General features: G+C 69.0%; 23 protein-coding genes and 1 tRNA gene. 17 read left to right on the plus strand and 7 right to left on the minus strand.

Annotated elements, in window-relative coordinates; genetic code table 11:
* From ACFSJG_RS03735 to ACFSJG_RS03755, 5 genes are all read left to right on the plus strand, one after another.
* A partial coding sequence (locus ACFSJG_RS03735; RefSeq protein WP_378483865.1) for an FtsB family cell division protein occupies positions 1-505 on the plus strand: 505 nt, incomplete at its 5' end.
* On the plus strand, positions 502-1,038 hold the full coding sequence (locus ACFSJG_RS03740) for a DUF501 domain-containing protein (protein WP_378483866.1): 537 nt from the start codon (positions 502-504) through the stop codon (positions 1,036-1,038). The genes ACFSJG_RS03735 and ACFSJG_RS03740, both read left to right, overlap by 4 nt.
* Positions 1,035-1,979, plus strand: coding sequence for a Ppx/GppA phosphatase family protein (locus tag ACFSJG_RS03745; RefSeq protein ID WP_378483867.1), 945 nt, complete (start codon positions 1,035-1,037; stop codon positions 1,977-1,979). The genes ACFSJG_RS03740 and ACFSJG_RS03745 overlap by 4 nt, the downstream gene beginning before the upstream one ends.
* 13 nt (positions 1,980-1,992) lie before the next feature.
* Positions 1,993-2,066, plus strand: a tRNA-Leu gene (locus ACFSJG_RS03750).
* Positions 2,067-2,537: 471 nt separating this feature from the next.
* The gene (locus tag ACFSJG_RS03755) at positions 2,538-3,638 is read left to right on the plus strand and encodes a hypothetical protein (protein ID WP_378483868.1); all 1,101 of its coding nucleotides are present in this window, start codon (positions 2,538-2,540) and stop codon (positions 3,636-3,638) included.
* A gap of 39 nt (positions 3,639-3,677) precedes the next feature.
* On the opposite strand, the gene ACFSJG_RS03760 is transcribed toward ACFSJG_RS03755, so the two are convergent.
* Together ACFSJG_RS03760 and ACFSJG_RS03765 are read right to left on the minus strand one after the other, a co-directional pair.
* On the minus strand, positions 3,678-5,057 hold the full coding sequence (locus tag ACFSJG_RS03760) for a wax ester/triacylglycerol synthase domain-containing protein (protein WP_378483869.1): 1,380 nt from the start codon (positions 5,055-5,057) through the stop codon (positions 3,678-3,680).
* 171 nt (positions 5,058-5,228) lie between these two features.
* Positions 5,229-5,633 carry a hypothetical protein gene (locus ACFSJG_RS03765; protein WP_378483870.1) on the minus strand — a complete coding sequence of 135 codons (405 nt, stop codon included), beginning with the start codon at positions 5,631-5,633 and terminating at the stop codon, positions 5,229-5,231.
* A gap of 249 nt (positions 5,634-5,882) precedes the next feature.
* On the opposite strand from ACFSJG_RS03765, the gene ACFSJG_RS03770 reads away from it, so the two are divergent.
* Entirely contained in the window at positions 5,883-6,266 is a 384-nt protein-coding gene (locus ACFSJG_RS03770) for an SHOCT domain-containing protein (protein ID WP_378483871.1), read from the plus strand.
* 74 nt (positions 6,267-6,340) lie between these two features.
* Here the strand turns inward: ACFSJG_RS03770 and ACFSJG_RS03775 are convergent, their stop codons facing one another.
* Positions 6,341-7,345 (minus strand): NADP-dependent oxidoreductase, encoded by a 1,005-nt coding sequence (locus ACFSJG_RS03775; protein ID WP_378483872.1) that lies wholly within the window; start codon positions 7,343-7,345, stop codon positions 6,341-6,343.
* A gap of 25 nt (positions 7,346-7,370) precedes the next feature.
* Positions 7,371-7,757, minus strand: coding sequence for a DUF1304 domain-containing protein (locus tag ACFSJG_RS03780; protein ID WP_378483873.1), 387 nt, complete (start codon positions 7,755-7,757; stop codon positions 7,371-7,373).
* A gap of 80 nt (positions 7,758-7,837) precedes the next feature.
* Here ACFSJG_RS03780 and ACFSJG_RS03785 point away from each other — a divergent pair, with 80 nt between their 5' ends.
* Entirely contained in the window at positions 7,838-8,455 is a 618-nt protein-coding gene (locus ACFSJG_RS03785; protein ID WP_378483874.1) for a TetR/AcrR family transcriptional regulator, read from the plus strand.
* Here the strand turns inward: ACFSJG_RS03785 and ACFSJG_RS03790 are convergent.
* Positions 8,439-8,819 (minus strand): Zn-ribbon domain-containing OB-fold protein, encoded by a 381-nt coding sequence (locus ACFSJG_RS03790; RefSeq protein ID WP_378483875.1) that lies wholly within the window; start codon positions 8,817-8,819, stop codon positions 8,439-8,441. The two genes, ACFSJG_RS03785 and ACFSJG_RS03790, sit on opposite strands and share 17 nt — an antisense overlap.
* Positions 8,820-9,206: 387 nt before the next feature.
* Here ACFSJG_RS03790 and ACFSJG_RS03795 point away from each other — a divergent pair, with 387 nt between their 5' ends.
* The 7 genes from ACFSJG_RS03795 (at position 9,207) to lhgO (ending at position 16,101) form a co-directional block, all read left to right on the plus strand.
* Complete coding sequence (locus ACFSJG_RS03795; RefSeq protein WP_378483876.1) at positions 9,207-9,866, plus strand: M23 family metallopeptidase; 660 nt, start codon at positions 9,207-9,209, stop codon at positions 9,864-9,866.
* Between the two features lie 150 nt (positions 9,867-10,016).
* Entirely contained in the window at positions 10,017-10,796 is a 780-nt protein-coding gene (locus ACFSJG_RS03800; protein ID WP_378483877.1) for a M23 family metallopeptidase, read from the plus strand.
* Positions 10,797-10,847: 51 nt separating this feature from the next.
* Positions 10,848-11,531 (plus strand): nitroreductase, encoded by a 684-nt coding sequence (locus tag ACFSJG_RS03805; RefSeq protein ID WP_378483878.1) that lies wholly within the window; start codon positions 10,848-10,850, stop codon positions 11,529-11,531.
* Positions 11,532-11,582: 51 nt separating this feature from the next.
* Positions 11,583-12,713, plus strand: a complete 1,131-nt coding sequence (locus ACFSJG_RS03810) for a class I SAM-dependent methyltransferase (protein ID WP_378483879.1) — start codon at positions 11,583-11,585, stop codon at positions 12,711-12,713.
* Positions 12,714-12,927: 214 nt separating this feature from the next.
* Positions 12,928-13,773, plus strand: coding sequence for a Bax inhibitor-1/YccA family protein (locus tag ACFSJG_RS03815; RefSeq protein ID WP_378483880.1), 846 nt, complete (start codon positions 12,928-12,930; stop codon positions 13,771-13,773).
* A 157-nt stretch (positions 13,774-13,930) separates the two neighbouring features.
* Positions 13,931-14,800: an endonuclease domain-containing protein gene (locus ACFSJG_RS03820; RefSeq protein WP_378483881.1), complete on the plus strand. Its 870-nt coding sequence runs from the start codon at positions 13,931-13,933 to the stop codon at positions 14,798-14,800.
* Positions 14,801-14,871: 71 nt separating this feature from the next.
* Positions 14,872-16,101, plus strand: a complete 1,230-nt coding sequence (lhgO, locus tag ACFSJG_RS03825) for an L-2-hydroxyglutarate oxidase (RefSeq protein ID WP_378483882.1) — start codon at positions 14,872-14,874, stop codon at positions 16,099-16,101.
* A 21-nt stretch (positions 16,102-16,122) separates the two neighbouring features.
* Here lhgO and ACFSJG_RS03830 read toward each other — a convergent pair whose 3' ends face one another.
* Together ACFSJG_RS03830 and ACFSJG_RS03835 are read right to left on the minus strand one after the other, a co-directional pair.
* Complete coding sequence (locus ACFSJG_RS03830; RefSeq protein ID WP_378483883.1) at positions 16,123-17,340, minus strand: acetyl-CoA C-acetyltransferase; 1,218 nt, start codon at positions 17,338-17,340, stop codon at positions 16,123-16,125.
* A 97-nt stretch (positions 17,341-17,437) separates the two neighbouring features.
* The gene (locus ACFSJG_RS03835) at positions 17,438-18,448 is read right to left on the minus strand and encodes an SGNH/GDSL hydrolase family protein (RefSeq protein ID WP_378483884.1); all 1,011 of its coding nucleotides are present in this window, start codon (positions 18,446-18,448) and stop codon (positions 17,438-17,440) included.
* A gap of 119 nt (positions 18,449-18,567) precedes the next feature.
* Here ACFSJG_RS03835 and ACFSJG_RS03840 point away from each other — a divergent pair, with 119 nt between their 5' ends.
* From ACFSJG_RS03840 to ACFSJG_RS03850, 3 genes are read left to right on the plus strand one after another with little or no spacing between them, the layout of a single operon-like run.
* Entirely contained in the window at positions 18,568-19,953 is a 1,386-nt protein-coding gene (locus ACFSJG_RS03840) for a cystathionine beta-synthase (protein WP_378483885.1), read from the plus strand.
* Positions 19,954-19,990: 37 nt separating this feature from the next.
* A complete protein-coding gene (locus tag ACFSJG_RS03845; RefSeq protein ID WP_378483886.1) occupies positions 19,991-20,593 on the plus strand; it encodes a hypothetical protein in 603 nt (200 codons plus the stop codon).
* Between the two features lie 39 nt (positions 20,594-20,632).
* Positions 20,633-21,775 carry a cystathionine gamma-synthase gene (locus ACFSJG_RS03850; protein ID WP_378483887.1) on the plus strand — a complete coding sequence of 381 codons (1,143 nt, stop codon included), beginning with the start codon at positions 20,633-20,635 and terminating at the stop codon, positions 21,773-21,775.
* Positions 21,776-21,792 lie beyond the last annotated feature (17 nt).

Raw genomic sequence — 21,792 nt, forward strand, 5'->3', positions numbered from 1 at the left:
ACGAAGTGGGGCCCGGCCCGGGCCCGAGCGGACCATTCTCGGGCTCTCCACCGCCCGCGCCGTCGTTCTCGCGATGGTGCTGTGCGCGGTGGTGCTGACGCTGGCGATGCCGCTGAGCACCTATCTCAGCCAGCGCAGCGAGGCCGAACAGGTCGCCGAGCAGCGTGAACAACTCGAAGCGGACGTCGCGCGACTGACGCGCGAGAACGAGCAGGCGGACGATCCGGCGCACGTGAAGGCGCAGGCGCGGGAGCGTCTGCAGTACGTGATGCCGGGGGAGACCCCGTACCAGGTTCAGCTCCCGGGGGCGACGGCGCCGCCGGTCGAGGACCTGACCAAACCCAAGCACGACAACGACCCCTGGTACACCGACCTGTGGCGGCCGATCGCCGAGCCGCAGCCGACGCCCACGGCGCCGCCTGCGCTCGCACCGACGGTGCCGCCCGAGCCGGACGAGGCGGGGACGATGACCATTCCGGACGATCAAGGAGGACCCACCGGGTGAGCGAGCACGAGATTCCACAGGCCGACCTGGACGTGGTGGCAGCTCAGTTGGGCCGCGAGCCGCGCGGTGTCCTCGCGATCGCGTACCGCGCACCCGACGGCACCCCCGGCGTCGTCAAGACCGCGCCCCGCCTGCCGGACGGCACCCCGTTCCCGACGCTGTACTACCTGACCGACCCGAGGCTGACCGCGGAGGCCAGCCGTCAGGAGTCCGCGGGTGTGATGCGGGAGATGACCGAACGCCTCACCCGCGACGCCGCGCTGGCCGCGAACTACCGGGAGGCGCACGAGTCCTACCTGGCCGAGCGCAACGCGATCGAGTCGCTGGGCACGGATTTCACCGGCGGCGGCATGCCGGACCGCGTCAAGTGCCTGCACGTCCTGATGGCCCACGCGCTGGCGAAGGGGCCGGGGGTGAACCTCCTCGGTGACGAGTCCGTCGCCCTCGCCGCAGACCACGGGCTGCGCGGCACCGCGATTCCCGCCGACTGGCCGCAGTACGTCGCACCCGACGCCACCGGGGACGCCGAATGACCCGCGTCGCGGCCATCGACTGCGGCACCAACTCGATCCGCCTGCTCGTCGCGGACGCCGACGACAACGGCGTGCTCACCGACGTCGCGCGGGAGATGCGGGTCAACCGCCTCGGGCAGGGCGTCGACGCCACCGGGCGGTTCGCGCCCGAGGCCATCGAGCGCACCCGCGTCGCGCTCGAGGAGTACGCCGGGATGATCCGCGAGACCGGGGCGACGAAGGTCCGCATGGTCGCGACGTCCGCGACGCGTGACGCCGCGAACCGCGAGGACTTCTTCGCGATGACCCGCGAGATCCTCGGCGCCGTCATCCCCGGCGCGGAGGCCGAGGTGATCACCGGTGACGAGGAGGCCCGGCTGTCCTTCGCCGGCGCGGTCGGCGAACTCGACTCGGCCGCAGGTCCTTTCGTCGTCGTCGACCTCGGTGGCGGGTCCACCGAGCTGGTCCTCGGTGACGGTGACGGCGTGCGCGCCGCGTACTCGACGAACATCGGCTGCGTCCGGTTGACCGAGCGCTGCCTGCACGACGATCCGCCGACCGCGGAACAGGTCGAGGCGGCCCGCGCCTTCGCCGCCGAGAAGCTGGGGGAGGCGTTCGACCGCGTTCCCGTGGAGCAGGCGCACACGTGGGTCGGGGTCGCGGGCACCATGACCACCCTCGCTGCGGTGTCCCTCGAACTGCCGGAGTACGACGCCGAGCAGGTGCACCTGTCGCGGATGTCGTTGGAGCGACTGCACGAGGTGAACGCGACGCTGTTGAACATGACGCACGAGCAGCGCGCCGCGATCACCGTCATCCATCCGGGACGGGTGGACGTCATCGGCGGCGGCGCCATCGTTGCCGACGTCCTCGGTGTGGAACTTGCCCGCCGCGCCGGCATCACCGAGATGATCGTCAGCGAACACGACATCCTCGACGGCATCGCCCTGTCTGTTCTCTGACCTGGCGGCGCCCGCCCCCGTAGCCCAATTGGCAGAGGCAGCGGACTTAAAATCCGCAAAGTGTCGGTTCGAGTCCGACCGGGGGCACTCAATCGCAGCAGGTGGAAGCGGTTTCTTGGTGTTGCAGGCGTTTCGGTGTATCGCCGCACGTGGACGGGTGCCCGATGGGGCAGCGGTTGCCGTAGTGGCTGCGCGGGCATCTACCGGCTGCCGTGCTCCGGATCTCGGCCCGGTGTGATCGGTGGACGTCCACCGGGCCGGCGTCGGTCTCGGAGGGCGTAGGAGAGCGACACGCCAGCGAACGTAGTTGTCGAGCTCGCCGACGCACAGGGGAGGATCGGCCCGCCGCGCAGTCTTGTCCTGAGGAGACTGCGTGGCGGGCCGTCCACGTCGCCTCGAATGTCGAGATTCTGAGCGACGCGTACGAACGCTAACCGATGTTGCTGGTTACTTGCCAGTCACAATTGATCTTGATCGGTTTCGGGACTTCTGGCCGTCCACCCGCGTCATCGATTCACTTCGGGGAGCATTCGACCTCGCGCAGGCCTACGCTCCACGGTGACCGTCGACGACGTGGGAGGCGCCGTGCGTACCGGGACTGCTCATCGACTGCTCGTGCTCCTGGCGGCGTTCGCGCTGCTCGTCGGAGGGCCGCTCGCAGCGGCTCCGTCGGCCGGGGCGGCGGTCCCGGCGCCACCCGCCGGATACGGCTTCTCCCAAGGCGCGGCGCAACTGTTCCTCAGCGCCGACGACCTCGATCGGGAACTGGACGCGGTGTCGCAGACGGACGCGAAATGGCTTCGGGTGATGGTCGACTGGTCGACCGTCGAACGCACCGAGGGCGTCTTCGACTGGACCGTTCCGGATCGGGTGATCGGCGCGGCCCGCAGTCACGGCCTGCAGGTGCTGTCCATCGTTCTCACCGCTCCGACCTGGGCGCGGCAGGGCGGCGCGCTCGGCGCGACGTATGCCCCGCCAGCCGACCCCGCCACGTTGGGGCGGTTCATGCAGGCGTTTGTCGCCAGGTACCCGGACGTGACGCACCACGAGATCTGGAACGAGCCGAATCTTCCGATCTTCTGGGGACAGTGGCCGAACCCTGGTCAGTACACCGCACTGCTGAAGGGGGCGTACACGGCGATCAAGGCGGTGCAATCCGATTCGACGGTGGTGGCCGCCGGGCTGAGTCCGCAGGCGGGAGCGGTGGACTTCGTCACCCGGATGTACGAGGCAGGTGCGAAGGGGTACTTCGACGCCGCCGCGATGCACCCCTACGTGTTCCCGTCGGGTATCGCCGTGACGCCGAACGGGTGGACGGAGACCGAGCAGATCCGCTCGGTGATGGTCGCCAACGGTGACGGCGCCAAACAGATCTGGCTGACCGAGATGGGTGCCCCCACCACACCGGAATCGGCCGCGCCCGCGGCTTCGTCCGGGTCGGCAGGATTCGGGGCGACGGACATGGTCAGCCAGGAACAGCAGGCAGCGCAGATCGTCGACGTGCTCGGCGCGGCCGCGGCGTCTGGCTACTGCGGCCCGGCGTTCGTCTACTCGGTCCGGGACTGGGGAACGTCGCCGACCAACCGGGAGGACAACTTCGGTGCGCTGCTGACGAACGACTGGCAACCGAAGCTGGCTGCGTCGGTGCTCGCCGGATAGAGCGGCGGGACCGAAAACGCAGGCGCATTCGGATGGCGGTCAGGCCCGATCGAGAACCTTTCCAGTGGCATCCAGCAGTTCGGTGTACGACTCGCGCAGCATGTTCTCGTATGTGGCGGGCTCGGGGAGAACGGCACTGTCGACCGTGACGGTCAAGGACACCCGCTGGCCGGCCGACGAGACGAAGTGCGCCAGCGTGGCTCCATCGGCGATGGTCAGGTAGCTCACCCGATCGGCCACGGGCACGCCCATGAAGGTCGCATCGTGGACGCGGCTCGGGACGTTCGAGACCATCGTGACCGGTCCCGCGTGCAGCCTGTTCGCCTTCCGCGCGCGTTCACCGGTGATTCGGGTGACGTACGCGGGGATCGAACTCGGGACGGCTCGTAAACGAGCCATCACGGGATGCGCTTGCCGCCGCTTCTCGGTGCTCGCCGCCGCGTGCACGAGGCGGAGTCGGGTGATCGGATCGCTTTCGTTCACATGAAGATCCACGGTGCCGAGCGCGAAGCTGTTCCCCGTGTCGGCGAGGTCGTCGACGGCGATCGGCATCGCTGCGGACAGCGGCCGATCGGTCGGCTCGTCGAGGTCTGCGAGGAGTCGGCCGAGTGCCCCGGCGATCACCGTCAGCAGTACGTCGTTCACGGTGGCGCCCGGGACGGAGCGCTGGATGCCGCGGATCTCGTCGAGATCGAAGTTGATCACGCCGAGTGCTGGGTGGCCCTCGATCCGCCTGTTGAACCGGGTCGGCACGGGAGTGGCCGCTCGGCCGACGTCGACTCGAGCAGCGGCCCGCGCGAGGCGTGGCGCTCGCAGGAGAGCTCCCAGGTACTTCGCGAAATCCTCGGGCACGCGGAGTGCTTCGCGGATCGGACCGTGTGTGCGCTGCGGTATCGGGTCGGCCGCGGGTTCCGGCGTCGCGGTGAGCATTCGTCGGTACGTCGCCGCCGTCACCACCCCGTCGCCGATCGAGTGGTGGAATCGGAACGCGAGGATCGCGGCGGTGCCGGGGAGTCCGTCGCCGAGTCCTCGGACGCCGTCGATGACGGTGAGATCCCAGGGTGGCCGTGTCAGGTCCATCCGACGTTCGAGGAGCCGGGAGATCACGGCGTCTGCCTCGGCGCGGTCCGATGCGTGGGTGACCGTGACGTGGTCGGCGACGGTGAGGTCGGGATCCTCCACCCACGACGGATACGTGATGTCGCCCCACACTCGGCGTAGCTTGCGCCGAAATATCGGCGAGCAGTCGAGTCGCTCGGTCATCCAGGTCACCGCGGCTTCCTTGTCCACGCGTAGATCCGCGCCATCGACGATGGCGGTGGTGACGATGTTGGCCGGCGCGCGATCCGATTCGAGATAGATGTTCGCCGCGTCGCGAGGCGCGAGTTCAATTGCTGCTAGTTGCGTAGCAAAAGACATGCCGAGGATGCTGCCAAGCCGAAGCCCTGTCCTCCGAACAGACGACAGTCAGGACGACACTTGTGATCGATATGGGATCGATTGTTCACCAGACATTCAACCAATTACCGCCCTGCGGACGGCGAAATGATATGCAGCTTTTCGGTGTTCGCCCGCGCGTCGGTGCCGCGATCAGCGACTGCGCAGGCCGATGAACTCGGCGACTCCGCGTCCTGCGCTCTCGATCATCCCGATCGGCTTCATGGCGGTCTCGGCGACGCCGACCAGTCGCTCGACGCGCCCGACGACGGATTCGAGTCGCGCGACGACGGCGACCATGCGTTCGGCGATGGCGTCGACGTTGTCGAGGGAGGCGACGAACCGGTTCAACGCGTCGTCGAGAGTCGTGATGGTGGAGTTCATGTCGCGCATCGTCGCGTCGATGCCCGTGAGGGCGCCGTCGAGGTCGGTGAGGATGGTGTCGACCTGGCTAACAGTCAGGTCGGCATTGAGGGCGGCCTGCGCAAGCCGCCGGAAGCGTTGCCTCTCGGGCGTCGATTGGCCGGAATCTCCCCGTGTGCCCGTGTTGTCGACCATGCGGCCGATTATTCACCGAGGGGCCGGACGTTGAGGACTCCTGTGTAGATGTGACGACACACACGCGCGGCTCGGCGCGACGTTGGCAATACATTGGCAAACACAATGTGCGAAGCTTGCGCAGCGGTGTGAACCGCTGGTTCGGGGTGGATGCGGATTTCGTGGGTTGTTGCGTGTCACCTCGTAGTGCGTTGCCCCGTTCCCGATCGCGGGGGCGGGTCCTCCTTCTCGTGAAAGTGGTTGCACCTCATGCTCGACTCGTTCTGGGATTTCCTCTGGTACACCCTGCTGATCTTCGCCTTCGTGGCGTACCTGATCATCCTGTTCCAGATCATCGGCGACCTGTTCCGGGACCACAAGCTCAGTGGGGTCTGGAAGGCCGTCTGGATCTTCTTCCTGATCGTGCTGCCGTATCTGACGGCGTTCACGTACCTGATCTTCCGTGGCCGGGGCATGAGCGAGCGTGCATTCGCCGCTCACGCCGAGGCGCAGAAGGCCGCGAACGCGTACATCAAGCAGGTCGCGGGCACGAGCTCACCCGCCGAGTCGATCGCGTCGGCCAAGTCGCTGCTCGACAGCGGCACGATCACCCAGGACGAGTTCGACCAGCTGAAGGCGAAGGCGCTCGCCTGATCGGCTCAGACGCAGTTCAGGGCTCGACCGGCGACACCGGTCGAGCCCTGAACACTCTGTCGGGTCTGTCCGTGTCAGATGCGGACCAGCATCTTGCCGACGTTGCCGCCGCGCATCAGCTGGAAGAAGGCTTCAACGGCATTGTCGATGCCGTCGACGACCGTCTCGTCGTGGACCACCTCGCCCGACGCGAGCCATGGGCCCATCTTCGCCGCGAACTCCGGGAAGTGGTGCGCGTAGTTGCCGAGGGTGAACCCTTGCAGGGTCAGTCCGCGGGAGATGATCGTGACCATGTTGTCGGGCCCGGGGGTGACGTCTGTCGAGTTGTATCCGGCGATGGCGCCGCAGAGCGCGGCCCGGCCACCCGGCCGCATCACGTCGAGGGCCGCTTCCAGGTGATCGCCGCCGACGTTGTCGAAGTAGACGTCGATGCCGTCGCCCGCGATGTTCGTCAATTGCTCTCGGATGGGGGCCTGCTTGTAGTCGACGGCGGCGTCGTACCCGTACCTGTCGGTGAGCAGCGCGACCTTGTCCGGTGACCCGGCCGAGCCGAGGACCCGGGATGCACCTTCGAGGCGGGCGATCTGGCCGGCGGCAGTTCCGACGGCACCTGCCGCGCCGGAGACGAACACGGCATCGCCGGGCTTCAGGTGGGCGATGTACTTGAGACCGACGTACGCGGTCAGCCCGGTCATGCCGAGAATTCCGAGGAACACCGAGTTCGGCACGCCCGGAATCTCGTCCACGACACGGAATGCGCCCGCATCGCCCTGCGCGACGTCCCGCCATCCGAGATCGTGCACGACGACCGCTCCGACGGGGTGGGCGGGCGAGGTGGATTCGACGATGCGGCCGACGGCGCCGCCGGTCATCGTCTCGCCGAGCTGGAATGCCGGAATGTAGGACTTCACGTCGTTCATCCGGCCACGCATGTACGGGTCGACGGACAGGAACTCGTTCGCGACGCGCGCCTGGTTCGGCGCGAGGTCGGGGAGATCGACGACGACAGTGCGGAAGTCGTCGTGGGTGGGCCACCCGGTGGGGCGGGCGATCAACTGGATCTGGGTGCTGGTGGGCACTGGCTACTTCTTTCGTGGTGCGGGATTACAGCGCCAGCCCGAGTGCGAGGAGTGCGACGGCGATGAGCGGTGTCGTGCCCTGCGTGACCGCCGCGCGGGCCTTGTCCGGCGACGAGACGAGCAGGACGAGGGCGGCGGCAAGCATCGAACCGGCCCCGGCGAAGACGAGTGCGGCCCCGACCGGGACCTCGTCGATCGCGATGGCGACGATGCCGATCGCCGTGACGATTGCCAGGAAGAGGTTGTAGAAGCCCTGGTTGAACGCGAGCTCCTTCGTCGCGAGCGCTTCCTCCTGGGAGGTCCCGAACGTCGCGCGGGTGCGCGGCGCGGTCCACTTCAGCGATTCCAGCACGAAGATGTAGACGTGCAGTGCTGCCGCGACTCCGGCGAAGATCAGGCCTGCGGTCACCATGGGTCGTTCCTCCCGTTTTTGGACTGACCGTTTCAATATATACTGAAACAGTCGTTTCACAATCGGGAGTGAGGATCGCCATGCCGCGGCTTCAGGAGTTCGACACCGAGGTCGTCGTGTCAGCGGTTCGGGACGTCTTCTGGGACAAGGGTTACGAAGAGACATCGGTCCCGGACCTCGAGCGTGCGACCGGATTGAACCGATCCAGCCTCTACAACGCCTTCGGGAGCAAGCGGGGTCTGTTCGACGCCGCGGTCCAGGACTACCTCGACCGCATCGTTCGACCCCGGCTGCGCATCCTCACCGGTGAACCGACCCCGGTCGATGCTGCGGTCCGGTACTACCGCAGTCTCTCCGCGGCGCTCGGAGCGCTTCCCGACGAGTCGTCACGTGGATGCCTCCTGCTCAACAGTGCAGCAGGGTTCGCGGCGCACGACGACGCTCAGCGTGCAGTCGTCGACGCCTACCGCTCGGAACTGGCCGCGGCGCTCGCGCATGCGCTGCGCGCTCTCGATCCGTCCTCGTCGCCCGCGGACCTCGACAGGCGCACCCGGATCCTGTCGGCGCTGTCGATCAGTGCGCTGCTGCTCTCTCGTGTGAACCGGAGCGAAGCGGTGGCTTTGGCCGAGGCTGCGATCGACCAGCTCGGCGAGTGGGCGCCGGCCCAGTCGTACGCGGACGTCAGTCCCGAACCGTGAACACCGGCAGCCGGCTGTTACCCGCAGGCGCGACGTAGGTGACACGGACGCGCCGATCGGAGCTCTTGGGGAGTACCCCCTCGATGTGCGAGTAGAGCCACGGGCCCTCGTCGGTGGCGACGATCGCGATGTTGTGGGGCACCTCGCGCCAGTCCTCGTCGCCCGGGGCACGGACCACGGCTCGCGACGACACGATCGCGCCGAGCCCGGATGCGGGCACCTCGTCGAACAGGTCGCTGCGGCAGGTCCCGCACTGCGCCACCACCGGGGCCCGCAGGTCGCCGCACGTGGTGCAGCGTTTGAGGAGGAGCGCGCCGACCTCGCAGGTGGCCTCCGTCGACGGTTCTCCGAGGATTTCGGTCATCTGTTGCCTCGCCTGGTTCGTATCGGAAACGGTGTGAAGTCAGTGTCGTGGCGGGGGCTCGGCGCGGGACCCGTACTTCTACGTGGTCGGGTGCCTGTTTCGCGTAACGCACGTACCCACGCCGCCGTTGCACCCGCCCGATCTGGGGCCGAGAAGCGTCTGAGCTGCGCAAACGTGAGCGAGTTCACTGTGCGCCGTACGAAAGATCGGGAACGTGCAGGGCACGGCGATTTCGGTGCCGGTAGCATCAAGATCAAAGTTTGATAAATATTTGGTCACGATCGACGTGTCGAGATGACTTCGTTACCTTCATCTGCGTTCGAGGGTTCCCGGTTGCGCCGCTCAGCGAGTGCGACCGAGCCGACCATGCTGATGAAGGAAGTAACTGTGGCCCACACCCACAGGACGTTGACTCGTTCTCGCTCGCTCACCCGCCGCGCCGCCCTGGCGACCACCACCGCCGTCACCGGCGCGCTCGCCGTCGCCGGCCTCCAATTCGGTGCAGGCTCGGCCGCCGCCGCTCCCGTTCACGTCCCCGCGGGCGTGCTCCCCGCCGGAGTCGAGGCGCCGATCGTCGACGTGCCCGATGCCGCGACCGCGGACCTCGTCAACGGATTCCTCGCCCAGTTCGGCACCGGCAGCGTCGGGCCCCGGACCGTGCAACCCGTGTCGGGCACCCTGAGTTCCGGATACGGCGCGCGCTGGGGCACCCATCACGGCGGCATCGACATCGCCGCGCCGATCGGCACCCCGATCCAGTCGGCCGCCGACGGCGAGGTCATCTCCGCCGGACCGGCGTCCGGCTTCGGGCAGTGGGTGCGCGTCCGCCACGACGACGGCACGGTCGCCGTCTACGGTCACGTCGACACCTACTCCGTTCACGTCGGACAGCGCGTCGCCGCGGGACAGCAGATCGCCACCGTCGGCAACCGCGGGCAGTCCACCGGACCTCATCTGCATTTCGAAGTGTGGGATGCGGCCGGCAATCGGATGAACCCGAACGCGTGGCTGGGCGAGCGCGGCGTCAACCCGACCTGGGGTTCCTGACCCCGACTCGTCGCGGGCGGGTTTGCCGAATCGATATCGGGAGCGCGTTCGGTGGACGCGCCCGAGACCATCTTGTTATGTTCGGTCGCGGACAAACGGCTCACAGTTTCCTGTGAGCCGCCGACCGAAGAAACGGATGAGGTACCTGCCGTGGCAGATCATCGCAGTTCAGGGGCGCCTACGCTGGCGTTCGCCGTCGTCGATCCCGACGCGGCGCGCGGCCGTCACCGGGCTCCGGCTCAAGGTCACGGAACGGGTGTCAAAGCCGCGACGCTCGCCGCGGCAACGGGCGCGATCTTCGTGGGTGGCGCCCAGTTCGCCACGGCCACCGCGTCGGCCGCCACCATCGACATCGCGCCCCTGCCTGCCGATGTCACCGCCGGGCTGAAGTCCGTCGGCGTCGAGGTTCCGGCCGAGGTCGAGGTTCCCGACTTCGCGGCGGATGCCATCCCGGGTTTCGCCACCGCGAAGCAGTGGCTGGAGAACCAGCCCACCGGCTCCACCAACCCGCTGCCCGCTCGTACGGTGCAGCCGGTCAGCGGCACCCTCACCTCCGACTTCGGTCATCGGTGGGGCGCGCACCACGGCGGCATCGACATCGCTGCCCCGATCGGCACCCCGGTGCTCGCGGCGGCAGACGGCACCGTCATCTCCGCCGGCGAGGCGTCGGGCTTCGGCCTGTGGGTCCGCGTGATGCACGAGGACCGCACCATCACCGTCTACGGGCACGTCAACGACTACCAGGTGACGGTCGGGCAGCAGGTGAAGGCGGGCGAGCAGATCGCCACCGTCGGCAATCGTGGGCAGTCCACCGGACCGCACCTGCACTTCGAGGTGTGGGACCCGCAGGGCAACAAGACCGACCCCTCGGCCTGGCTGCGCGACAACGGCGTATCCGTGACGTGGGGCAACAACGGGCGCAACGTCTGAGTCGAGATCCGGCTCGGGCGCCGCACCCGCGACTTCCTAGGATCTGAACTCGTGACCGATACCACCGTCGCGCCGTCGACGCTCGCCGCTCTGCTCTCCTCCCGGTTCAGCTGCCGGGCCTTTCTTCCGGACCCGGTCCCGGAGGACGTGATCGTCGAGATCCTCACCATGGCGCAGCGCACCCCGTCGTGGTGCAACACGCAGCCGTGGCAGGTCGCCGTCACCGACGGCGACGCGACCGAGAGGTTCCGCGCGGGGCTTGCGGAAGCAGTCAGGACGGTCTCGCAGGCGCCGGACATCGAGTTCCCCAGTGGCTACCACGGCGTCTACCGGGACCGCCGCAAGGAAACCGCGCTGCAGCTGTACGCGAGCCTCGGCATCGCGGGTGACCGGCAGGCGTCCGCCGAGCAGACCATGAAGAACTTCGACCTCTTCGGCGCCCCGCACGTCGCCATCGTCACCACGGATGCGGCTCTCGGTACATATGCGGCCGTCGACTGCGGGCTGTACGTCAACACCTTCCTGCTCGCGGCGCAGAGCCTCGGCGTCGCGACGGTCCCGCAGGCAGCGCTGGCCGGGTGCGCACCGTACGTCCGGGACTTCTTCGAGATCCCCGACGACAGGAACGTGCTGTGCGCCATCTCGTTCGGGTACCCCGACCTCACGCACCCAGCGAACGCCTTCCGGACCGCGAGGGCCGACCTCGACTCCGTCGTCACCTGGGTGTCCCACTGACTCGAGGCGGCACCGCCTCGGTCGCAGGTGGCCACCTGACAGACTGGTGACGTGCCGGTCCCCGAGGAACTCTTCGCCACCCTGCGACGCCATCCCGACGTCGAGGCGCCCAACCTGTACGCCGTGGACGGCGCCGATCGCCTGATCCTCGACGAGGCCGCCGCCGCGCTCGTCGCCGCCGGGCCGGGTGAGGTGGTCGTGATCGGTGACCACTACGGTGCACTCACCCTCGGCGCCGTCGCGGGTTTCGGCGCGAGTGACGTTCGGGTGCACCAGGATCCGCTCACGGGCGAGCTCGCCCTCGCGGGCAACGCCGAACGGGCGGCGCTCGCGGGCGCCTGCCGGCAGCTCCCGCTCGGCGAGGAACTCCTCACCGGGGCGAGGGTCGTGCTCGTCCAACTGCCACGCAGTCTGACGGCCTTGACGGAGATCGCGGAAGTCGTTGCGCGCTACGCGGACCCGTCGGTCGTGGTGTACGCGGGCGGACGCGACAAGTACCTGACCCACGCATTCAACGACGTCCTCGCGACCTGCTTCGCCGACGTCCACGCGACCCGAGGCAGGCAGAAGTCGCGTGTCCTCGTCGCCGCGAAACCCACTCCGGTGCCGCCGACGTTCCCGCGGCGCGAGCACCTGGCCGAGCTCGACCTCGACGTCGTCGCGCACGGGGCCGCGTTCGCGGGTGCCGCCCTCGACATCGGAACCCGCTACCTGCTGGACTTCCTGCCCCGCACCGACCCGGCCGCCCGCACCGCCGTCGACCTCGGCTGCGGGACCGGACTGCTCGCGGTCTCCCTGGCACGCCTGCGCCCCGACGTCCGAGTGGTCGCCACCGACCAGTCGGCCGCGGCCGTCGCGTCCGCCGCCGCCACCGCCGCGGCGAACGAGGTCGCGGACCGGGTCACGGTGCTGCGCGACGACGTCATGTCCACGCTGGAGTCGGGCAGCGTCGACCTGATCGTCTGCAATCCGCCGTTCCACGTCGGAGCGGCGGTCCACACCGGCGCCGCCGAGTCGATGTTTCGCGCCGCCGGGCGCGTCCTGCGTCCCGGCGGCGAGTTGTGGACGGTGTACAACTCGCATCTCGCCTACCGCTCGGTCCTGCGTGCCGTGGTCGGTGACACCGAGCAGATCGGCCGGAACCCGAAGTTCACCGTCACCCGGTCGGTCGCGCGCGGCTGACGGTCACCGGGCGCGCGCCCGGCAGGTCGGGCACAATACGCGTGCCGCGCCGGTGACGCTGCCTGCGCAGGGGGTCACCCGGTAGAGTCCGAATTGTCCGACCGGGGGAACCCGGAGCGGACGGCGTTCGTTGGAAGTTCACAGGCGGGGAAACCCACCACGTCGGGCCGGACGGTCCGATCGGCCACAGGCCACGAAAGAAGGGACACGCACGGTGCGCACCACCAGCAACCCGGTGTTCCGCAACCTCCCCAAGCAGGAGGGCGGATACGCCTCGTTCGGTTCTACCGCGGCAGGCGCCGGGCAGATGACCCAGCAGTTCGGTCAGCCGCAGTACACGCAGGCCGAGCCCTACACCACCGGCCCCGCTCCGCGGGCCATGACCATCGACGACGTCGTCACCAAGACCGGCATCACGCTCGGCGTGCTGTCCGTGACCGCGATCGTCTCCTACATCCTGGTCAACCAGAACGTCGACCTCGCCGCGCCGTTCGTCATCGCGGGTGGCCTGATCGGCCTCGTGCTCGTCATGATCGCGAGCTTCGGCAACAAGATGGACAACCCGGCGATCGTCCTCGCCTACGCGGCGGCGGAGGGTGTCTTCCTCGGCGCGCTGTCGTTCCTGATGACGTTCCAGATCTCCGGCGTCAGTGCCGAGACCCTGATCGTGCAGGCCGTGCTGGGCACCTTCGGCGTGTTCTTCGGCATGCTCGTCGTCTACAAGACCGGGGCCATCCGCGTCACCCCGCGCCTGACCCGCATGATCGTCGGCGCACTGATCGGTGTCGTCGTGCTCTCGCTCGGCAACCTGATCGCCAGCTTCTTCATCGACGGCGGCCTCGGCCTCCGCGACGGCGGCGGACTTGCGATCATCTTCAGCCTCGTCTGCATCGGTATCGCCGCGTTCAGCTTCCTGCTGGACTTCGACGCCGCCGACCAGCTGATCCGCGCCCAGGCTCCGGAGAAGGCCGCCTGGGGCGTCGCCCTCGGCCTCACCGTCACCCTGGTCTGGCTGTACGTCGAGATCCTGCGCCTGCTGAGCTACTTCAACAACGACTAGCTCACACGCTGACCGTCGAACGGGCGGTTACCGGGACAACGGCCGAGGGGCCGCCCTGGTAACCGCCCGTTCGCTGTCTTGTGCACGAACTCTGCTGCTTATCCACAGGCAGCGCGTAACTCTGGATCGTGCGCGCGACCGTCTGCAGGCTGGAGACGTGGGGGACTTCGACTCGCCGTTTCTCGGCTCGCGGGCGATCGCGGACGGACGGCTCACCGAACACCAGCTTCGTCACGACTTCGCGCGAATCCACCGCGACGTGTACGTCCACAGGCGGGTGTCTGTCACCGCTGCTGTGCGCGCTCGCGCCGCGTGGTTGTTCGCGGGACCCGAGTGCACCCTGACCGGATTCTCGTCTGCCGCGCTGCACGGTACGAGGTGGATCGACGACGCCGCGCCGGCTGAGGTGTCCCGGAACGGCCACTTCCGGAGTCCGCCCGGACTGCTCGCCCACGACTACACATTCGAGCCGGACGAAGTGGTCGATCTTCAACGCATACGGGTCGCCACCGCTGCGCGTGCCGGCTTCGACCTGGCCAGGCGCCTACCCCGCGACGGTGCGATCGTCGCACTCGACGCACTGTGCGCCGCGACCGGTGTCAAACCGGAGGCGATCGCCGACATCGCGGACAGGCACACCGGGGCGCGAGGCGTCCGCACAGTCCGCCAGATCGTGCCCGACGTGGATGGCGGATCGCAGTCGCCACCGGAAACCCACACCCGCCTCGCGATCGTCGATGCGGGGCTTCCGCGCCCGGAAACCCAGATCGCCATCGCAACCTACGACGGTGCGGTGTTCGCGCACGCCGACCTCGGCTGGCGACGGTGGCGGGTGCTCGTCGAATACGACGGAGCACACCACTGGATCGACCGGGACCAGCGCTCATGGGACATCGAGCGTCTCGCGCGGATCGAGGCCCTCGGCTGGACGGTGATCCGGGTCGATTCCGCGCTGCTCTACCGGCGACGTGCTGCACTTCTGGCTCGGATCGTGGGCAAGTTGCGGGAGGCCGGCGCCGCTCTGTGACCGTCAACGGGCGGTTACCGGGACAACGGCCGAGAGGCCGCTCTGGTAACCGCCCGTTCGGCGTTCGCGGCATGCATGATCGTGCGATGGTCGTCGACTACTGCGTCATCGGTGCCGGGATCGTGGGACTCGCCACCGCGCGGGCACTGCTGCGGGCCAGGCCCGGCGCGACCGTGGTGGTGCTGGAGAAGGAACAGGGCGTCGGCGCCCATCAGACGGGCCACAACAGCGGGGTCATCCACGCCGGCATCTACTACGAGCCGGGCAGCCTCAAGGCCGACCTGTGCAAACGGGGTGCGGCCGCGACGAAGCGGTTCGCCGACGAGCACGGCATCGAGTACCGCGTCACCGGCAAGCTCCTCGTCGCGACGGACGACGTCGAGCTCGCCCGGATGGAGAAGCTCGTCGAACGGGCGCGTGTCAACGGCATCGACCACCGACGGCTGGACGCCGCCGAACTCCGGGAACGGGAGCCGCTCGTCGCAGGGCTCGGTGCCCTCCTGGTCGAGGTCACCGGCATCATCGACTACCGGCAGGTGTGTCGCGCACTCGTCGACGAGGTGACCGCCGCGGGCGGGGAGGTTCGTACCGGAAGCGCGGTGGTCGGGATCGTCGAACGGTCGGACGGCGTCACCGTCACCACCGGGACGTCGGAGGTCCACGCGAGGACGCTGATCGCCTGCGCGGGGCTGCAGGCCGACCGGATCGCGAGGCTCGCCGGCCTGCCCGTCGACTTCCAGATCATGCCGTTCCGCGGCGAGTACTACCGGCTGCGGCCCGAGAAGTCGGACGTCGTGCGGCATCTCATCTACCCGATTCCCGACCCCGACCTGCCGTTCCTCGGGGTGCACCTGAGCCCGACGATCGGCGGCGACATCACCGTCGGGCCGAACGCGGTCCTCGGGTTCGCGCGGGAGAAGTACCAGCCGTTCGGCTTCGACCGCCGGGATGCGCTGGAACTGTTGCGCTTCCCGGGGCTGCGCAGGGTGGCGGCCGCGAACGTCCGGACCGGCGCCCGGGAGATGCGGAACGCCATGTTCAAGCGCGGCTACCTCGAGGAGTGCCGCAAGTACTGCCCGTCCCTCGAACTCGACGACCTGCGCGACCGGCATGCCGGGATCCGGGCGCAGGCGGTGCTGCGGGACGGCACCTTCGTGCACGACTTCCTGATCCGTTCCACCGAGCGAATGGTGCACGTCGTCAACGCCCCGTCCCCGGCCGCGACGTCGGCGCTGCCGATCGGGGAGCTGATAGCCGAACGGGCGGTTACCGGGACGTCGGCCGAGTGGCCTGCCCGATAACCGCCCGTTCGACGGAGGAAATCAGCTGAGGCGCTCCAGCACCATCGCCATGCCCTGGCCTCCGCCGACGCACATGGTCTCGACGCCGAAGGTCTTGTCCTGCTCGCGCAGGTTGTTGAGCAGGGTGTTGGTGATGCGGGCACCGGTCATGCCGAAGGGGTGACCGATGGCGATCGCGCCGCCGGAGACGTTGATCTTGTCCTCGTCCAGGTTCAGCGCCTGCGCCGAGCCGAGGACCTGCACCGCGAACGCCTCGTTGATCTCGAACAGGTCGATGTCGGACACCGACATCTTCGCGTAGCCGAGGGCCTTCTTGACGGCCTCGATCGGGCCGAGGCCCATGATCTCGGGGGACAGGCCGGTCGCGGCGGTCGAGACGACCCGCGCGAGCGGGGTCAGGCCGAGGGCCTTCGCCTTCGTGTCGGACATGATGACCAGCGCGGCCGCGCCGTCGTTGAGCGGGCAGGCGTTGCCGGCGGTGACGGTGCCGTCGGGGCGGAAGACCGGCTTGAGGCCGGAGATGCCCTCGAGGGTGGTGCCGGCACGCGGGCCGTCGTCGGTGGAGACGACGGTGCCGTCGGCGAGGGTGACCGGGGTGATCTCCTTCTCGAAGAAGCCGCGCTTGATGGCGTCCTCGGCGCGGTTCTGCGAGCGGACGCCCCAGCGGTCCTGCTCCTCGCGGGTGATGCCGGTCAGCGACGCGACGTTCTCGGCGGTCTGGCCCATCGCGATGTAGATGTCGGGCAGCAGGCCCTGCTCGCGCGGGTCGGACCACGCGACGCCACCCTGCGCGAGGGTCGCGGTGCGGGCCTCGGCGTCGGCGTACAGCTCGTTGTGGGTGTTCGGCCAGCCGTCGGCGTTGCCGGACGGGAAGCTGGACACCGACTCGACACCGGCGGAGATGTAGACGTCACCCTCGCCCGCGCGGATGGCGTGCATCGCCATCCGGGTGGTCTGCAGCGACGACGAGCAGTAGCGGTTGACGGTCACGCCCGGCATGAAGTCGTAGCCGAGGGTGGTCGCGACAACCTTCGCGATGTTGAAGCCGGCCTTGCCGCCGGGCTGACCACATCCCAGGATCAGGTCGTCGACCTCGGCGGGATCGAGCTCCGGCACCTTCGCGAGCGCGGCGGCGACCATCTGAGCGGCCAGGTCGTCCGGGCGGACGTCCTTGAGAGATCCCTTGCCTGCGCGGCCGATCGGCGAGCGCACGGCGGAGACGATGACTGCCTCGGGCATGAGTACTCCTTCGTTGTGGGCTGTCGGGGTGTGAGGGGTGACAGCGGGGGTCTGCAGTGACGTTACGTGGGCCACTCCCCGTATCTGCCATGCGGTGTCACCCGCTGGGACGCAGCGGTGCCATCCGCTCGGCGGCCCTGCCCGCCGGAGTGTCGTGCGCTGTGGCGTCGCCGTCGCGATTTCGCCGGATCAGGCCCATCGCACTCGTGATCCGTGAGGAGATCCGACCGGATTCCGCGACCGCCGACACGGTGGGCAGCGTGGGCAGCGGGCCGCCGTCCCACTCGCCGAGTGCCGAGGCGAGGACGGGGAGCAGTTGCCGCGCCGCCAACTCGTACCCGGCCGCGGACGGGTGGAACTGGTCGGGGGAGAACATCGTGTCGGGAGCGGCGAGGAATTCGGGGGCGAGCAGGTCCGCGAGCGGCACCGGATGCCCGCCTGCGGACAGCACCGCGGAGGTCTGGGCGCGGGCGAGCAGGTGCCCCCATTCCCGGACGACGGTGCGCAGCGGTTGCGGGATGGCCGTGACCACGCCCAGGTCGGGGCAGGTGCCGACCACCACGACCGCGCCCGCGGCGCGGAGCCGTGCGACCGCCGCGCCGAGGCGCCGAGCGGACGCGTGGATCGCGTTCTTCGCGGTGACGTCGTTGGCGCCGATCAGGATGACCGCCGCGTCGGGCGGCGGACCCGCCACGAACATCGCGTCGACCTGCCCCTCGAGCCCCTTGGAGGTGGCGCCGCCGATCGCCTTGGTGCTGAGGCGGATTCGTTTCCCCGTCTCCTCGGCGAGGCCGCGCGCGAGCCGGACGCCGGGCACCTCGTCGGCGGTGACGCAGCCGACGCCGGCGGCGGTGGAGTCGCCGAAGATCATCAGGTGGATGTCGAACGGGACGCCGCGCCGCCACGGAATCGGTGCGTCGCCGCCCGGTAGGTGCACACCGTCGGCCTCCGGGGGCTTGGCGACGTTGCGGCCGATCACACCGCGGGCGGCACCCGCCTGCCCCATCAGGTACGTGTACGCCACCCAGGACGCGGTTCCCGCCGAGGACCCCGCGACGGCAGCCGCGGCACCGGCCTTCGCGGCCGTTCGCCACCGGGTGGTCCCCATCGCTCGTCCTCCGGTCGAGGTGGCTGCTGACACCGTCGAATCTAGTCGGAACCGAGGCGGGTCGGCGAGGCATCGGAACCAGGTGTTGCCGACGCAGGCGCCTCTGGGACGATGGAGGCATGCGCATCGCGGATCACGTCGTCGATCTCATCGGAAACACGCCCCTGGTGAAGCTGAACTCGGTGGTGTCACCGGGCTCCGGCCTGGTGGCCGCGAAGATCGAGTACCTGAACCCGGGTGGCAGCTCGAAGGACCGCATCGCCGTCAAGATGGTCGACGCCGCGGAGGCGTCGGGTGAGCTGAAGCCGGGCGGCACCATCGTCGAGCCGACCTCCGGCAACACCGGCATCGGCCTCGCCCTGGTCGCCCAGCAGCGTGGATACAAGTGCGTGTTCGTCTGTCCCGACAAGGTCAGCGAGGACAAGCGGAACGTGCTCAAGGCGTACGGCGCCGAGGTCGTCGTGTGCCCGACCGCCGTCGCCCCGGAGCACCCGGACAGCTACTACAACGTCTCCGACCGGCTCGTGCAGGAGATCCCCGGCGCCTGGAAGCCGAACCAGTACGCCAACCCGGGCGGCCCGGACAGCCACTACGAGACCACCGGACCCGAGATCTGGCGCGACACCGACGGCAAGGTCACCCACTTCGTAGCGGGCGTCGGCACCGGCGGCACCATCACCGGCACCGGCCGCTACCTCAAGGAGGTGTCCGGCGGGAAGGTGAAGGTCGTCGGCGCGGACCCCGAGGGCTCGGTGTACTCCGGTGGCACCGGTCGGCCGTACCTCGTCGAGGGCGTCGGCGAGGACTTCTGGCCCAGCGCCTACGACCCGTCGATTCCCGACGAGATCATCGCCGTCTCCGACGCCGACTCTTTCGACATGACCCGGCGCCTCGCCCGCGAAGAGGGTCTGCTCGTCGGCGGCTCGTGCGGCATGGCGGTCGTGGCCGCACTCCAGGTCGCCGAGCGCGATCCCGACGCCGTCGTCGTGGTGCTGCTGCCGGACGGCGGTCGCGGTTACCTGTCGAAGATCTTCAACGACAAGTGGATGGCGTCCTACGGCTTCCTGCGGACCCCGCTCGACGGCAGCAAGGCCGCCGAGCCGACCGTCGGGGACGTGCTGCGCGGCAAGTCGGGTGAGCTGCCCGATCTGGTCCACACGCATCCGACCGAGACGCTGCGCGACGCGATCGAGATCCTGCGCGAGTACGGCGTCTCTCAGATGCCGGTCGTCGGCGCGGAGCCGCCAGTGATGGCAGGCGAGGTCGCGGGCAGCGTCACCGAACGTGAACTGCTGTCCGCCGTGTTCGAGAGACGCGCGCAGCTCGCCGACCCGGTGTCCGCGCACATGAGTGCCGCGTTCCCGTTGATCGGCTCGGGCGAGCCGGTCAGCGCTGCGACGAAGGCGCTCGGCGACACGGACGCACTGATGGTCGTCGACGACGGCAAGCCGGTCGGTGTCATCACGCGACAGGATCTGCTCGGATTCCTCAGCGCCGGAGGCTGATGCGGGCCGCGGCCCCCGCTGCCGTACCCTGACCGCCATGCAGTGGGGGAGAGCAGTGGGGGTCGCCGCATGCCTGGCGTCCGTGGTGGCGTTCGGTGCCGCGTGTGGGTCGACGGTGACGGGAACGCCGCAGGCGGCGGGCGTGGCCGGCACGTCGACTGTGTGGGCTCCCACGGCCGTGCCCACCAGGAGTGCAGCCGCCGCCACTCCGTCGGGTAGCGGAGTCGGCAAGATGCTGTCGTGCCCAGAGATCGAATTGGCCGTCGCCGGTGTGATCTCGGACGCCACGTTGAACGAGCTGCCTGATTCGTTCGGTGTGGACATGTCGTCGATGTGCTTCTTCGGCGTCGGGGGATCCGACGAACCCGTCTTCGGTATGACTCTCAGCGAGTACCCGTTCCAGGCCGAGCAGATCACGTCGATGCGCGAGCACATGGCGTCCACCGGAACGGGAGGGTTGATCGAGTCCGACGCCGCGACCCGCCTCGGCGGATACCTGTCCGATCCGATCGGCCGCGGCGACGTGGGGCTGACGCTGCCCGGCGTGCTGGTGACCTTCGTGACAGTCGGGGAGGAACCGCTGCCGCGGCAGCAGGTCATCGACGTCGTGCTCGAGGTCGGCGACCTCCTGGTGGGCTGACCCGGACCGGCCCGGTTCCCGCTCGCTAGGCTGGTCGCCATGAGCGAGCAGGGATTTTCCACCAGGGCCATCCACGCCGGCTACGAGCCGGACCCCCAGACCGGTGCTGTCAACGTGCCGATCTACGCCAGCTCGACCTTCGCCCAGGACGGCGTCGGCGGCATGCGCAACGGTTTCGAGTACGCGCGCACCGGTAACCCGACGCGGCGGCCGCTCGAGGCGAATCTCGCCGCGATCGAGGGCGGCGCGTTCGGGCGCGCGTTCTCCTCGGGCATGGCGGCCACCGACTGCCTGCTGCGGTCGGTGCTGCGTCCCGGCGACCACCTGGTCATCCCGAACGACGCGTACGGCGGCACGTTCCGGCTGATCGACAAGGTCTTCACCGAGTGGGGCATCGAGCACACGCCGGCACCGATGGGCGACGTCGACGCGGTTCGGGCGGCGATCCGCCCGAACACCAAGCTGGTGTGGGTCGAGACTCCGACGAACCCGCTGCTGAACATCGGCGACATCGAGGCGCTCTCGGCGGTCGCACACGACGCGGGCGCGAAGATTGTCGTGGACAACACGTTCGCGTCGCCGTACCTGCAGCAGCCGCTGGCGCTCGGTGCCGACGTCGCGCTGCACTCGACGACGAAGTACCTCGGCGGGCACTCGGACGTCGTAGGCGGCGCGCTGGTGACCGACGACGAGGAACTCGACACGAAGTTCGCGTTCCTGCAGAACGGCGCAGGTGCGGTCCCCGGTCCGTTCGACGCGTACCTGACCATGCGCGGCATCAAGACGCTCGCACTGCGCATGGAGCGGCACAGCGACAACGCGGAGAAGATCGTCGATCTGCTGTCGGGTCACGCCGCCGTCGAGCAGGTGATCTACCCGGGACTCGCCTCGCACCCCGGTCACGCGGTCGCGTCGCGGCAGATGCGTCGTTTCGGCGGCATGGTGTCGGTGCGGCTCAAGGGCGGCGAGCAGGCAGCGCTCGACTTCTGCTCCCGGACGAAGATCTTCACCCTGGCGGAGTCGCTGGGTGGTGTCGAGTCGCTGATCGAGCACCCGGGTGCGATGACGCACGCGTCGACCGCCGGTTCCGAGCTCGAGGTTCCCGCGGACCTGGTGCGCCTGTCCGTCGGCATCGAGGACGCCGCGGACCTGCTCGCCGACGTGGAGCAGGCACTGGGCTGATCGACGCGGTCGCCCGC

The organism is Rhodococcus gannanensis (genome assembly GCF_042681175.1).
GTDB lineage: Bacteria > Actinomycetota > Actinomycetes > Mycobacteriales > Mycobacteriaceae > Rhodococcus_G > Rhodococcus_G gannanensis.

Bases quoted from the DNA above. Each gene is read 5' to 3' on its own strand.
- ACFSJG_RS03780 (WP_378483873.1), bottom strand. From the start codon at position 7,757: ATGGTGACCGCAGGCCTGATCTTCGCCGGAGTCGCGGCAGCACTGCAC.
- ACFSJG_RS03845 (WP_378483886.1), top strand. From the start codon at position 19,991: ATGCAGTGGGGGAGAGCAGTGGGGGTCGCCGCATGCCTGGCGTCCGTG.
- ACFSJG_RS03850 (WP_378483887.1), top strand. From the start codon at position 20,633: ATGAGCGAGCAGGGATTTTCCACCAGGGCCATCCACGCCGGCTACGAG.
- ACFSJG_RS03840 (WP_378483885.1), top strand. From the start codon at position 18,568: ATGCGCATCGCGGATCACGTCGTCGATCTCATCGGAAACACGCCCCTG.
- ACFSJG_RS03835 (WP_378483884.1), bottom strand. From the start codon at position 18,448: ATGGGGACCACCCGGTGGCGAACGGCCGCGAAGGCCGGTGCCGCGGCT.
- ACFSJG_RS03765 (WP_378483870.1), bottom strand. From the start codon at position 5,633: ATGGTCGACAACACGGGCACACGGGGAGATTCCGGCCAATCGACGCCC.
- ACFSJG_RS03745 (WP_378483867.1), top strand. From the start codon at position 1,035: ATGACCCGCGTCGCGGCCATCGACTGCGGCACCAACTCGATCCGCCTG.
- ACFSJG_RS03830 (WP_378483883.1), bottom strand. From the start codon at position 17,340: ATGCCCGAGGCAGTCATCGTCTCCGCCGTGCGCTCGCCGATCGGCCGC.
- ACFSJG_RS03760 (WP_378483869.1), bottom strand. From the start codon at position 5,057: ATGTCTTTTGCTACGCAACTAGCAGCAATTGAACTCGCGCCTCGCGAC.
- ACFSJG_RS03770 (WP_378483871.1), top strand. From the start codon at position 5,883: ATGCTCGACTCGTTCTGGGATTTCCTCTGGTACACCCTGCTGATCTTC.
- lhgO (WP_378483882.1), top strand. From the start codon at position 14,872: ATGCATGATCGTGCGATGGTCGTCGACTACTGCGTCATCGGTGCCGGG.
- ACFSJG_RS03785 (WP_378483874.1), top strand. From the start codon at position 7,838: ATGCCGCGGCTTCAGGAGTTCGACACCGAGGTCGTCGTGTCAGCGGTT.
- ACFSJG_RS03790 (WP_378483875.1), bottom strand. From the start codon at position 8,819: ATGACCGAAATCCTCGGAGAACCGTCGACGGAGGCCACCTGCGAGGTC.